The sequence below is a fragment of the Dyadobacter sp. genome (assembly GCF_039919315.1).
Lineage (GTDB): Bacteria > Bacteroidota > Bacteroidia > Cytophagales > Spirosomataceae > Dyadobacter.
This window is the reverse complement of sequence record NZ_JBDSFX010000035.1, coordinates 41945-56310: the sequence shown is the minus strand read 5'-3', so window position 1 is coordinate 56310 and position 14366 is coordinate 41945. Positions and strand designations below refer to the sequence as shown.

10 protein-coding genes are annotated in these 14366 nt (G+C 46.9%); 8 read left to right on the top strand and 2 right to left on the bottom strand.

Annotation, left to right across the window (positions count from 1 at the left end; genetic code table 11):
- Positions 1–2 precede the first annotated feature (2 nt).
- The 8 genes from ABIO93_RS10135 to ABIO93_RS10100 all read left to right on the top strand — a co-directional run bounded on the left by ABIO93_RS10135 (position 3) and on the right by ABIO93_RS10100 (position 11685).
- The gene (locus ABIO93_RS10135; protein WP_348067145.1) at positions 3–3758 is read left to right on the top strand and encodes a PVC-type heme-binding CxxCH protein; all 3756 of its coding nucleotides are present in this window, start codon (positions 3–5) and stop codon (positions 3756–3758) included.
- A gap of 22 nt (positions 3759–3780) precedes the next feature.
- Positions 3781–4764, top strand: a complete 984-nt coding sequence (locus tag ABIO93_RS10130) for an arabinan endo-1,5-alpha-L-arabinosidase (RefSeq protein ID WP_348067143.1) — start codon at positions 3781–3783, stop codon at positions 4762–4764.
- A 67-nt stretch (positions 4765–4831) separates the two neighbouring features.
- Positions 4832–8602 carry a hydantoinase B/oxoprolinase family protein gene (locus ABIO93_RS10125; protein WP_348067141.1) on the top strand — a complete coding sequence of 1257 codons (3771 nt, stop codon included), beginning with the start codon at positions 4832–4834 and terminating at the stop codon, positions 8600–8602.
- Between the two features lie 52 nt (positions 8603–8654).
- Complete coding sequence (locus ABIO93_RS10120) at positions 8655–9821, top strand: NRAMP family divalent metal transporter (protein ID WP_348067139.1); 1167 nt, start codon at positions 8655–8657, stop codon at positions 9819–9821.
- Between the two features lie 89 nt (positions 9822–9910).
- Positions 9911–10066: a hypothetical protein gene (locus tag ABIO93_RS10115; protein ID WP_348067137.1), complete on the top strand. Its 156-nt coding sequence runs from the start codon at positions 9911–9913 to the stop codon at positions 10064–10066.
- 111 nt (positions 10067–10177) lie between these two features.
- Positions 10178–10759, top strand: coding sequence for a hypothetical protein (locus tag ABIO93_RS10110; protein ID WP_348067135.1), 582 nt, complete (start codon positions 10178–10180; stop codon positions 10757–10759).
- Positions 10760–10874: 115 nt separating this feature from the next.
- Positions 10875–11201: a metalloregulator ArsR/SmtB family transcription factor gene (locus tag ABIO93_RS10105; RefSeq protein WP_348067133.1), complete on the top strand. Its 327-nt coding sequence runs from the start codon at positions 10875–10877 to the stop codon at positions 11199–11201.
- Positions 11191–11685 carry an SRPBCC domain-containing protein gene (locus ABIO93_RS10100; protein WP_348067131.1) on the top strand — a complete coding sequence of 165 codons (495 nt, stop codon included), beginning with the start codon at positions 11191–11193 and terminating at the stop codon, positions 11683–11685. Before ABIO93_RS10105 ends, ABIO93_RS10100 begins: the two co-directional genes overlap by 11 nt.
- A 63-nt stretch (positions 11686–11748) precedes the next feature.
- On the opposite strand, the gene ABIO93_RS10095 is transcribed toward ABIO93_RS10100, so the two are convergent.
- Both ABIO93_RS10095 and ABIO93_RS10090 read right to left on the bottom strand, forming a co-directional pair.
- Positions 11749–13164, bottom strand: a complete 1416-nt coding sequence (locus ABIO93_RS10095) for an amino acid permease (RefSeq protein ID WP_348067129.1) — start codon at positions 13162–13164, stop codon at positions 11749–11751.
- A 186-nt stretch (positions 13165–13350) separates the two neighbouring features.
- On the bottom strand, positions 13351–14352 hold the full coding sequence (locus tag ABIO93_RS10090; RefSeq protein WP_348067127.1) for a 4-hydroxyproline epimerase: 1002 nt from the start codon (positions 14350–14352) through the stop codon (positions 13351–13353).
- Positions 14353–14366 lie beyond the last annotated feature (14 nt).

Genomic DNA, 14366 nt, shown 5'->3' with positions numbered 1-14366 from the left:
AAATGAAAACCAAAGCGTTATCCTTTATACTTGGTATTGTCCTGCTGGGCTGTGCCACTCAGCCGTCTTCTCAGAACGCTTCTGTGAAAAGTTCTTCTGTCAAGAGCGAAGCGGGAAAAGCACGTCGTCTGGAAATTCTTTTCCTGGGAGACAACGGTCACCACAAGCCTGCCGAACGCGTTGCGCAGCTGATGGCAGCATTAGGCCCAAAAGGTTTTAACTTTACCTATACGGATGACCTGAATGACCTCAATCCTGAGACATTAAACAAATACGATGCATTGCTGCTTTATGCAAATTGGGACTCTATCGCGCCCCAGCAAGGTAAAGCATTGCTGGATTTCGTCGCCAGCGGAAAAGGTTTTATTCCAGTGCATTGCGCATCTTATTGCTTCCGTAATAACCCGGAAGTGGTGAAGCTGATGGGCGGACAATTCTGGCGTCATACCTGGGATACCATTCAGCCAGTTTGGACCAAACCTGATCATCCTGCTATCGCCGGTGTGAAGCCATTTAAAACGGTAGACGAAACCTATTTACATACTTTATTGCAGCCTGATAACATTGTTCTCACCGAACGTCTTATTCAGAAAGACCAGGCGAAGGACAAGCCAGGTCAGGAAAAAGAACCTTATACCTGGGTGAGAACGCACGGAAAAGGACGGATTTTTTACACAGCTTATGGTCACGACGAACGTACCTGGGCTGTACCTGGTTTTCAGGATATGTTGGAAAAAGGGATTTTGTGGGCTGTGAATGATGATGCAAAAAAAGCATTGGCAGCATTGAACCCGAAACCATTCGAATACCGCGAAGCCAAGCTTCCTAACTACGAGCAGCGCCCTGGCGCTCAGATGCAGCAATTACCGCTTTCTCCTGAAGAATCAGTCAAACACATTCAGATCCCGGTGGATTTCACATTGGATGTTTTCGCGCACGAACCTGACGTCATGCACCCGATCGCGATGACCTGGGATGAAAAAGGAAGGTTATTTGTACTGATCACCAAGGACTATCCCAACGAACGCAAGGATACCGGCGGCAGCGATTATATTCTGATCTGCGAGGATACTAATAAAGATGGCAAGGCTGATAAATTCACGAAATTCTCCGACGACCTGAGCATTCCAACAGGTCTGGTGTTTGCCAATGGTGGTCTGATCGTTTCTCAGGCACCGCATATGCTGTTTTTGCAAGATACCAATGGTGACGACAAAGCTGATGTGAAGAAGATCCTTTTCTCGGGCTTCGGTACCGGTGATACCCACGCAGGACCTTCCAACTTACATTACGGATTTGATAACTGGGTTTACGGATCGGTAGGTTATTCAGGTTTCAAAGGCAAAGTGGGCGTGAGCGATTCGCTTAACTTCGGACAGGCGCTTTTCCGCTTCAAACCGGATGGTACCAATATGGAAATCGTTGCGAAAACTTCAAACAATACCTGGGGTTTAGGATTTAATGAGGCAGGTGATTTGTTTGGATCCACTGCCAATAACTCCCACGGCTGGTACAGCGCCATTCCAAACCGCTATTTCGGTGACAGTAAGGTTGACAACGGAAGCCGCAGCACGGATACCCATAAAGACATGCAGCCTATCACACCAAAAGTACGTCAGGTTGACGTTTTTGGAGGTTTTACAGCCGCAGCCGGACATAATTTTTACACGGCAAGAGCTTATCCAAAGAAATATTGGAATAAAGTAGCATTCGTATCCGAACCAACCGGCCACCTTCTGCACCAGAATATCATGGCTAAAAAAGGAACCGATTTTGAAGATAACCTGGGCTTCAACCTGCTGGCTGGTGCCGACGAATGGGTTGCTCCTGTGTTCGCCGAGGTAGGCCCCGACGGTGCCGTTTGGGTAGCAGACTGGTACAGCTACATCATTCAGCATAACCCAACACCAAAAGGCTCTGAAAATGGCAAAGGGAATGCGTATCAAACCGATTTACGCGACTTTACTCACGGACGTCTGTATCGCATTGGTTGGAAAGATGCACCCAAATATACACCCATCACATTGAGCAAAGACCGCCCGGAAGAACTGGTAGCGACCTTGAAAAACAACAATATGCTTTGGAGACAACACGCGCAACGCCTGCTGGTGGAACGCGGTAATAAAGATGTTGTTGCAAAACTGGTTGAGCTGGCAAAAGACAAAACAGTTGACGAATTAGGGCTTAATACCACTGTAATTCATGCATTATGGGCATTGGAAGGTCTGAAAGCCATTGAAGATCCACAAGTGCTGGCAGTAGTAACGGAAGCTTTGAAGCATCCATCTAATGATGTTCGTAAGACCGCCGTTCAGGTTCTGCCCCGCACAGCTGCTACTGCCCAGTCATTACTAGCTGTAGATGCATTGCATGACAAAGAGCCACTGGTAGTTTTGAATACATTACTCGCATTCTCCGAAATTCCATTTACACCTCAGGTTGAAAGCGCGGTACTGGCCCTGCTGGATTCCTACGCTCAGGCTGACGACCGCTGGATGCCGGATGCATTTGCAGCGATCCTGAATTCGCACGATGGTGCTTTGCGTGAAAAATACCTCGCTCAACGCATCAGCAAGGCAGCATCTTCCAATGCCTCGGCACAGAAAGCCGAAACTGCGAAAGCAATGGATCATTCTGCTATGAACCATGACGCGCAGTCTGCGAACAAAGTAACGGTACAAGGTTCTGCTGAACTGGCGATCACCAACATTACGATCGAGCCCGCCACACCTTATGTACGTGAGTACGCGCGTGTGGTCATTGAAATTACCAATCAGGGAAGTGTAGCGGTACCGAAAGATCTGGTACCGGTGGTGAATGTGAACGTAAGAAGCCGCTCATTGAACACCAACTATATTAGCCGTCAGCTCAATGCAGGTATCGCTCCGGGCGAAACTGTCAAACTGGTGGAAGGAAACAATGGCCCCTGGAAAAGCGGATTTGGCTTTACTTCTGACGAGGCCGGTAAGGTAAGTGTGACTGCTACCGTGGACGTCGATAATGTAGTTCCTGAAAAAGATGAGAATAAAAACAATACATTAAGCAAAACGTTCGAAGTACGCCGCCTCGACCGTCTCTCGGACTTTGCGCTGGAACGTGCGACACGTGGCTATGCCTCTTATGCAAGTGGTAACGATGTGATCAAGCTGATCGAAACTGCTCAATCGCTGGATCCACAAGGACGTAATGCAGTGATGAAAGGTATTCTAGGAGCATGGAACCCAAAACGTAAGGAAACGGCCAATGATGACAGCCGCAAGTTGCTGGCTTCCGTAAAAGCTAATATTTCCGACGATTTGAGCGCCAAGTTCACGACGCTTCTGGAATCGTACGGCGTGAAGGATGAAGCACCTGTTGACCCGAATGTACAGATCGTGCAGATCAAAGCGATCCGCGAGGAAATGAAGTTCAGTTTGACTGAATTCACGGCTATTGCTGGTAAAACGGTGGAGATCGTTTTTGAAAATCCGGACGCGATGCAGCATAATGTGGTAGTAGGAAGACCGAAATCCACAGAGATCATTGGCGCAGCTGCCGACAAAATGATCACAGCCAAAGACGGAGCAGAAAAGAATTATGTTCCTAACATTCCGCAGGTATTGGCTGCTTCGCCGCTGGTTAACCCCGGCCAAACTTTCCGTCTTAAATTCGTAGTACCGGATCAGGTGGGCGACTACCCGTTCGTATGTACGTTCCCAGGTCACTGGAGACTGATGAAAGGCGTGATGAAAGTAGTGAAAGCCAAAGAGGGACTGTAAGCGCTGAACAAGCCTGACCTGAATGATAAAGCAGATCGCTTTTTTGATACTAATCCTGGGTGCCGGAATTTCCAGCGCCCAGGATTCTTTGCAAATGAACATTCCTGTTCACGATCCGGTGATGATGCGCCAGGATGGTATTTACTACATTTTCGCGACCGGAAGGGGAATCAGTACTTGGTCTTCGAAGGATATGAAAAGCTGGAAGAAAGAAAACCCGGTTTTCAGCTCACCTCCTGAATGGGCCGTCAAGGCTGTTTCAGGTTTTAAGGGGCACATTTGGGCTCCTGATATTTCCTATTTCAATGGAACCTACTACCTTTATTATTCTATTTCAACTTTTGGCAAGAATCGGTCGTGTATCGGCCTGGCAACAAACAAAACACTCGATCCGAAAAGCAAAGACTACCTCTGGACAGATCATGGAAAAGTAATTGAATCCATTCCCGGCCGCGACGAATGGAATGCCATTGACCCTAATCTGGTCCTTGGCAACGATCAAAAACCCTGGCTAACTTTCGGCTCTTTCTGGAATGGTATCAAACTAGTGAAGCTGCAAGATGACGCGAAAACGATTTCGACCGATCCGCAACAATGGTTTACAATTGCCAGCGTTCCCCGCAGCCAGCCGGGCAACGACTCTACCGCCGGAAATGGAGCTATTGAAGCGCCATTTATATTTAAAAAAGGAAATTTCTACTACCTCTTCGCCTCTTACGATTACTGCTGCCGCGGCGAAAAAAGTACTTATAAAATGCGCATCGGCCGCTCCGAAAAACTCAGCGGCCCCTACCTCGATAAAACCGGAACGCCTATGACCAAAGGCGGAGGCACATTGCTGCTGCAAGGCGATTCCGACTGGCACGGCGTCGGGCATAACGCTGTTTACACATTCGACGGCACCGATTTCCTGATCTTCCACGGATATGATGCCAAGGACAAAGGACGCTCCAAGTTGCTGGTCAAAGAGCTTGATTGGACCGACGGCTGGCCAATTGTCCGCTAAAATTTGATTGCCTGCTGAATAGCCATTACCTTGGTGCTTCATCATTAATCTCAGCAGCCGGATCATTTTGGAACCAAAGAATAACCCCTCCTGGAAAATATGGATTGATACCGGCGGCACCTTCACAGACTGCCTGGCCATTGACCCGACTGGTAACAAAACCCGGATCAAAGTTCTTAGTTCAAGCCGTCTGAGGGGACGGATCACTGAGAAAATAAAGGCTTTTCAGTATAGGTTTGAGGCAAATTGGGAGTTTGGTGATGATTTGCTAATTGGCTATCAATTCAGTTTTCAAGGTCAAAGTGAATCTTGTCGACTCGTCTCCGTTGACCACAAAGAGAAAACATTAACGCTGGAAGACGACATTCACTTCATTAATCCGGCTGATTTTGAAATAACTACAAGTGAAGAAGCGCCTGTTCTGGCGGCGCGGTTACTTACTAAAACTCCGCTGAACCAACCATTCCTTCCCATTGAAATGCGGCTGGGCACTACCCGTGGGACCAATGCATTGCTGGAAAGGAAAGGAGCAAAGACATTACTCGTGGTTACCAAAGGTTTTAAAGACCTGCTTTACATTGGCAATCAACAGCGGCCTTCACTTTTCCAACTCAACATTCCCGAGCCTAAGTTACTGTACACCGACGTCCTCGAAGTGGATGAGCGACTGGATGCTTCTGGGAATATTTTAAAAGATTATGTCGGAGAAAATGATGCATTACCGCAAATAGGCGCATACGAATCGGTAGCGATTTCTTTGCTGCATTCATATCAGAATCCGGTTCATGAAATAGCCATAGCCGATGCTTTTAGGAATCACGGTTTCAAATATGTGTCCTCTTCGTCCAGTCTGTTTCCATTTTCACATTATCTGCGGCGGACGCAAACTGCAGTTGTAAATGCTTACCTCGATCCCATTCTGGACAAGTACCTTCATAACATACAAAGCGTTTTGAGCAACGGTACCCTCAAAGTGATGACGAGTACCGGAAGTCTGGCGGAATTAAGCGGGTTTCGTGCCAAAGACAGTTTGCTAAGCGGACCAGCAGGTGGAATGGTGGCAGCTACCAACCTTGCCCGCCGTCTAGGATTTCCGAAAGTGATCACATTCGACATGGGCGGTACGAGCACGGATACTGCATTGATCGACGGCCAGCCGGAATTAAAATACATTTCAGAAATCGACGGGATCGAGTTTCATAATCCCATGCTCGCTATTGAAACAGTGGCCGCAGGTGGAGGTTCCATTTGCTGGTTCGACGGCTTTTCATTGCAGGTCGGGCCCGAAAGCGCAGGTGCAAGTCCTGGTCCTGCCTGCTACGGAGCCGGAGGCCCGCTGACGATCACCGACGTAAACCTCTTGCTGGGCAAACTGGATGCTGCTAAGTTCGGCATACCCGTTCATCCCAAAGCAGCAGTCGCAAAACTTGACTCATTAGCAAAATCCATTGAGGAGCAAACCGGCAATAAACTAACATTTCGGGAGCTGCTAACCGGCCTGGAACGGATCGCCAATGAGAAAATGGCTGACGCTATCCGTAAAATTTCAGTTGCAAAAGGCATTAGTCCCCACGACTATTCGCTAGTTACATTTGGCGGGGCGGGCGGGCTTCATAGCTGCCAGCTGGCCGAGCTGCTCGACATGAACACCGTCATTATCCCTTACGACGCAGGTCTTTTCAGTGCGGTAGGTATGGGTGAAGCATTGATCAGTACCATTGTTTCCAAACAAATATTGCTACCATGGACAGAAGCCGAATCCCGCATTGAAGCATGGAAAAGTGAACTCATTCAGTCTGCCGCATCATCTCTTCAAGCCCAGGGTGTCGAAAGTTATGAAGTTGCTTTTTGCTATGTATACCTCCGCTTTGCCGGACAGGAAAACACGATTGAAACGCACTTCGATGATGGTGACACTTTACTAGCTTTTGAGAAAGCATATAAAACGCAGTTCGGATACTATCCGCAAAACCTGGGTATTGAGCTGGAAAGCATTAAACTGAAAGTCCAGGAAAAAACAACACTTGGCGAACCAGAATCAATCAAAAAAGAGGGACAAACTATTACTCCTTCCAGGCAGGTTATTCCTTTTTTTGAAATAGAAAATGATCAAGAAAATGGCATGATTGGCATTTTCGAATGGGATAGCGCACTTTCAGGGTCGCAGATCAATGGCCCGGCCATATTGCTGAACAATACTTCAACCTCCTTTATTCCAAAAGGCTGGAAACTGATCATTCAGGATCAAAAAGACGCCATTGCATTCAGGGATACTTTCCGGAAAGTAGTGGCGGATAGTCATCGGGAAGAAGTTGTGCTGCAGCTTTTCACCAACAGGTTTAATGCTATCGCAGAAGAAATGGGCGTGCAGCTCCAACGCACAGCGTTTTCAGTGAATGTAAAAGAAAGGCTGGATTTTTCGTGCGCATTGCTTGATGCCGAAGGTGAGCTGCTGGTGAATGCACAACACATTCCGGTTCACCTGGGTAGTATGGGAATTTGCGGCAGGCTTGTGAGAGCCGCGATCCACATTGGCCCGGGTGACGTGATCATTACCAATCATCCCAGGTACGGAGGCTCTCATTTGCCTGATATCACACTCATTTCAGGTGTTTTTACAGAGGTAAATGAATGTATCGGCTATGTGATCAACCGGGCGCACCATGCCGAGATTGGTGGAAAAACACCTGGCTCCATGCCACCGGATGCCACTTGTCTGGCAGAGGAAGGCGTGGTCATTCTGCCGCAATACCTGGTGCGCGGTAATGAATTTCAATGGGATACAATCCGGGCGCTTTTCACGACGGGCCCCTATCCTACCCGGTCGTTTATTTCCAATGAAGCGGATATCATTGCAGCACTATCGGCTTTGCGGAAAGGGAGTCAGCAGCTTTTGAAACTGGTAGAAACACATGGCCTTTCCGAAGTAAAAAAATACATGTCCCTGCTTAAAGAAAGTGCCGTTAAACAATTGAAAACCGCACTTTTACCATTACAAGATCAGACATTTGAAGCTACGGAATACCTCGACGACGGACATTGCATTCAAGTAAAAATCCATATCACGCCGAACCAGCAACTTTTCGATTTTACCGGAACATCATCAGTTCACCCTAATAACCTGAATGCAAATATTTCAATTTTGTACAGCGCCATTCTGTATGTTTTGCGGCTGTTGGTAGACAAAGAAATTCCTTTGAATGATGGTTTAATGAAAAATGTGGAGATCAAGCTTCCCGAGAACAGCTTCCTCCATCCAGATTTTTCTGACGATCCCCAACAATGTCCTGCCGTAGTGGGCGGCAATACCGAGGTAAGTCAGCGGCTGGTGGATACATTGTTAAAAGCATTCGGTCTGGCGGCTTGCAGCCAGGGAACTATGAATAATTTTCTCTTCGGGAATGACCACTTTGGTTATTACGAAACGATCGGCGGCGGAGTTGGTGCGGGAAAAACGTTTCCGGGAAGGTCTGCCGTGCACCAGCATATGACCAATACCCGCATTACCGATCCCGAACAGCTGGAACGCAAGTATCCGGTGCGGTTACTGGAATTCGGCGTGCGTAAAAATTCGGGTGGAAAAGGGAAATTTAAGGGAGGCGACGGGATCGTCCGGAAAGTCGAATTCCTCGCGCCTTTGCAGGTGACATTACTCGGGCAACATCGCCAATATGCGCCTTACGGTTTGAATGGCGGGGCAAACGGACAATGCGGCAAACACACATTGATTACCGATCAGGTAGTGAAAGAGTTGCCGGGAATTTGTAGTTTAAAAGTCGAAGCTGGTGATATTCTGACGATTGAGACTCCGGGCGGTGGCGGTTTTGGAAATGATTAGGCTCTAATAATTCGTGCATTCGTGGCAATAAAATCGCAAATAAAAGCAAAAAATGTCATCACCTAAATCCTCCAAAGCCCTGCTAGGCGCAGCTTTTCTAATGGCCACATCAGCGGTCGGGCCGGGCTTTCTGACGCAGACGACAGTATTTACCAAAGAGCTCATGACGAGCTTCGGTTTCATCATACTGTTGTCGATCATCATCGATCTTTGTGTGCAGTATAACATCTGGCAGGTTATTACGGTGTCTGGAAAACTTGCTCAGGATCTCGCTAATGAGCTTTTTCCTGGCCTCGGCTATTTACTCGCTTTACTGATCGTTGTCGGCGGACTGGCATTTAACATTGGAAATGTGGCCGGTGCCGGACTGGGCATCGAAGCTATGACCGGGGTTCCGGTACAGACTGGCGCGGTGGTAAGTGCAGCTATTGCGATTGCCATTTTTCTGTTCAAAGAAGCTGGTAAGGCTATGGATACATTCGCCAAAATTCTCGGGTTTCTGATGATCGTGCTGATCCTGTACATTGCATTCACCTCCCACCCTCCGATCGCCGAAGCAATAACCCATACATTCTTTCCTCAAAAATTTGATCCCATCGCCACGCTTACCCTCGTAGGCGGGACCGTAGGCGGCTACATTTCATTCGCAGGTGCCCACCGCCTGCTCGACTCAGGCGTGCGCGGAGAATCTTCCTTGCCGCAGGTTAACAAAAGTGCCTCCACCGGTATTCTGGTGACAGCCATTATCCGTTATATGCTTTTTCTTGCGACACTGGGAATAGTTGTTGCCGGCACGCACATTAATCCCGAAAATCCCGCAGCTTCGGTCTTCGAAAATGCAGCTGGCGGATTTGGAAAGCAATTGTTTGGGTTAATGATCTGGGCGGCGGCCATTACTTCGGTTGTAGGGGCGGCATATACCTCCATTTCCTTTCTACGGTCATTCCATCCATTTCTGGATAAATACCACACCTACCTTACCATTGTTTTTATATTAATTTCAACAGTTGTCTTTCTGTTAATAGGGCGCCCTATCAAGATTTTGATATTCGTGGGAACGTTAAATGGCTTCGTCTTGCCCATAGCTCTCGCCATTATCCTCCTGGCCAGCCGCAAATCCCGACTTATTGGAAGCTACAAACATCCGCTGGTATTGCAGGTTGCGGGTTGGGCGGTGGTGGGTGTGTTGATTGGTATGGGGGTGTTTGGCGTTATGTGATTTTTTTTCTTTTTAATTTTCCTTTGGTTTCGATGAATTACAAATCGGTATCTTGCGACCGGAATACTATCCACACAACACCTGTTAATATGAAAACGAAGTCGATCTCCGACAAGAACAAACTTCCTAATGGCTTCAAGGTCAATCCGGACCGGCAAAACAAATATGAAGATCAGCCTTTGTTCAAAGACAAAGTTGAAAAAGCTAACCTGATCATCAAAAAGGTTGGACTGCCCAAAAATTGACATTGTTCCTACTCAACGGGTGCAGGAAGCATTAACCGACAGTGCAGCTTTCTGGGCTTTTCCTTGATCTACATTTGGTATATTGATCAAACTATTTGGTAGGAATGCACTATGAAATTATCTTCCGTTTTCTTGATCCACTGCACCATCATGATGCTATGGGCACATTCCGCAACTGCTCAGAAAAAACCGATTTATCCTTACAAATGCTTTATTTCCATTAAAAATACAAAATTCAAAAAGGGTTATCTATACCAGGTCACAGACTCTACGATCCAGATCACAAAAAAATCTGGACATCTTTTCCTTATTGACAGCCTCCCCGAATTACTCGAAACAATTCCTCTCGACAAACAGCTAATACAAGTTCGCGTACGCAGTCGATACTCCGGTATTCTCGGAGGTACTATGGGCTTATTGGCAGGCATAGCCGCGATTGCGATCTTCTATCCAATGCTTCCCGATGATTTTGAAACGCAGTTCATAGGCGCAATGGTTGGCGCGCCTTTTACTGCGATTAGCTTGTCCGCTATCGGTGCCAGGGTTGCGAATGCAACTTCGCTAGCCAGATATAGGCCCGCCATTCGCAGCCAGGCTGATCTTGAAAACCTCCGTTATTATTCTTTTATAAACTGGCATGATATGAAGGTGCTGGGTACCCGAGGCACCCGCGCTCAAAAGACCCAAGACTGAAGTCTTGGGCTAGCCCTCCGATTCTTTTTTCTCAAAAAACTTAATAAAAAATTGCGCAACTCAAAAGTTGCATTTATATTTGCAACCACAGAGTTGCATATTATTTAGTTTACCAATGAAAGCTGATATTTTTCAAGCCATTGCCGACCCGACGAGAAGGGCGATTTTAGTACTCATCGCCGCTCAATCCATGACGCCTAATGCGCTGGCCCAACACTTTGACACAACCAGACAGGCGGTTTCAAAGCACATCAAAGTTCTGGCCGATTGCGAGTTGCTGACTCAGGCCAAGACCGGGAGAGAGATTCATTATTATTTTAATGGAGCAAAAATGAAAGAATTAGACCACTGGCTTGCCCAGTTCAAAAAGCACTGGGAAGACCGTTTCAGCCAACTAGACCAAGTATTAATCAACCTAAATTCCAATAACAATGAAAACTGACCTGCTTGTTAATTTTTCCGTAGACAAGGAAAACAACAAAATCAAAGTAGAAAGAGAATTTGCCGCACCTGTCGCCAATGTGTGGGCTGCGTGGACACAGAGCAATATCCTTGACCAATGGTGGGCTCCCAAACCCTGGAAAGCCAGAACGAAAAGCCAGGACTTCAAGGAAGGTGGTTCCTGGTTATACGCAATGGTCGGACCGGAAGGAGAAGAACATTGGGCGCGACTGGATTACAAATCTATATCCCCACTGAAAAGCTTTTCAGGAATAGATGCATTCTGCGACGAAGAGGGAAACCTAAACCCCGACTTTGGCAGATCTACATGGACCAACCAGTTTACTGGAACGTCGGATTCGACTACTGTGTCTATCAACATTCAGTATGATAACCTTGCGGACCTGGAACAAATTATCCAGATGGGCTTTAAAGAAGGATTTCTTGCTGGAATGGAAAATCTCGACGAGTATTTTAGACAATAAAAAAACCAGCCTGTAACGTTTGCGAAACCGTTACAGGCTGGTGTATACTTTAATATGATTTTACTAAGCTACAATTTCTTTACGAGCGACCATATAGTAAACAGGAATGCCCAGTAACACAATGATCAGTCCCGGCCAGGTATACTCAGGCTTGTAGATGATCAATAAAACACAAAACGCGAGTCCCATTACAATGTAAATGATCGGGAGGAAAGGATAACCGAAAGCTTTATAAGGTCTTTCTGCATCGGGACGTTTTTTACGAAGTATAAAAATCCCAATGATCGTGAGCATGTAAAACACCACTACCACGAAGGAAATCATATCCAGCAGGTTACCATACTTGCCGCTCAACGCCCATAACGAAGCGATCACACATTGGATCCAAAGGCCGAATTCGGGAACTGAGTTTTTGTTCAAAACCCCTACTTTCTTAAAAAACAATCCGTCTTTGGCCATCGAATAATAAACTCTTGCGCCAGACATAATGAGTCCGTTATCGCAGCCAAATGTGGAAATCATGATCATCACCGCGATAATGATCGTTCCGGAATTTCCGAAAATCATATTGGATGCAGTAACCGCGACACGGTCTTTATCGGAAGAAGCAATTTCATGCATGGACAAAACACCGGTGTACATGACATTGGTCATCACGTAAATGAGGGTCACAATGATCGTTCCCAGCGCTAAGCTCAGCCCAATGTTACGCTGCGGATTCTTGATTTCACCTGCAATGAATGTTACATTATTCCACGAATCACTGCTGAAAATCGACCCTACCATCGAAGCTGCAATCGCTCCAAAAGCTGCAATGGTCGTGAGCGACGCTACACTTCCGTCGACATTCAATTTGTGCAGGTCCCACATGGTTGCAGAATCCCAATTGGCCGCCCATACCTCAGGCTTCATGAAAAACAGCCCGAATATAATCAGACCGAGTAAGCTCAACAGCTTGGTCACCGTGAATGTGGTTTGTATGATTTTTCCGCTGTTGACGCCACGTGTATTAATAAACGTCAGCAATACAATCACGACAATGGACAGTAGCTGCGCGGGGGATATTTTGAGAAAACCTAAATCTAATGCAATAATATCCTCGCTGAACTGGGGCAATAGATATGCCGTGAATTTAGCGAATGCCACCGCCACAGCGGCAATGGTGGCGGTTTGGATCACCGTAAAAAAGCTCCAACCGTACAGAAAGCTGATCAGAGGATTGTATGCCTCTTTGAGATAAACATACTGACCACCCGCCTTGGGGAACATGGCACTCAGCTCTCCATAGCTCAATGCAGCCGTAAGCGTCATAAACCCTGTGATCAGCCACACAAACATCAGCCAGCCCACACTTCCGGTATTTCGCACAATATCTGCGCTGACAATAAAAATGCCCGATCCGATCATACTACCGGCTACGAGCATTGTTGCATCTACGAGACCCAATGTGGGCTTAAAGGAATTGCTTTCCGGGGGCATAAAAAGTCAAGAGTTAGTTGTCAGGTGTTAATCTCTGTAAGCTACAATATTATAATTCTTCCGCCAATATTTTGTCACCGGCTACCAGGAAAACTAACGAATGACCACTGACCATTCATGACGACAATTGACCATTCATGACGATCAATGACAATTCACCATTGCTATCGAACAGCCGACACCAAATCACAACACCTGAAACCCAAATGCATACGGATCTTCTTCATCATCAATGAAAATCGTATTATAGCCCGTCACTACTGCCCAGCCTTCGATACCTGGAATAATGGCAGGTTTGCCAGCAATGGTAACTTCTTCCTCTACAGTTCCAGTGAATTTGGAGCCAATAATGCTTTCGTGAATAAACTGATCACCTTGTTTCAATTTGCCTTTGGCGTGCCATTGGGCCATCCTGGCCGAGGTACCTGTACCACATGGAGACCTGTCAACGGCTTTGTCACCATAAAAAACAGCATTCCGCGCAGTTGATGTCGGGTCGAGCGTAGCGCCCGTCCAAAGGAAATGGCTCAGGCCGTTGATATGTTCGTTTTCAGGATGAACAAACTTGTATTGTTCGTTCATTCGTTGACGGCAAACCCTACTCCAACTGATCAATTGGTCAGCCGTATAATTCTCAATGCCCTTAAAATTTTCCTGAGGATCGACGATTGCATAAAAGTTACCGCCGTAAGATACGTCTACGGTCAATGTACCCAGATCGGGACATTCTACCTGCAAATTTTCAGCGGCCAGGAAAGACTTAATGTTGATCAGCTTGACCGATTTAACCTTTTTGCCCTCCTGAACATATTCCACCAAAACCAATCCCGCGGGTGTTTCCAGACGAAGCTTACCCGGAATTTTGGGTGTTACAAGGCCTTCTTCAATCGCAATAGTGACGGTACCGATAGTACCATGACCGCACATCGGCAGGCAACCACTGGTTTCAATGTACAATACACCAATGTCATTGGCAGGATCAACGGGCGGGTACAAGATGCTCCCGCTCATCATATCATGCCCGCGTGGCTCGAACATCAGGCCTTTTCTGATCCAGTCGAATTCTTTGAGAAAATGAAGCCTGCGCTCCATCATACTATTGCCCTGCAAAAGTGGCCCCCCACCCGCCACTACGCGCACGGGATTGCCACAGGTATGGGCATCAATACAAAAAAAAGTTTTACGCATAGTTTATGGGAGAG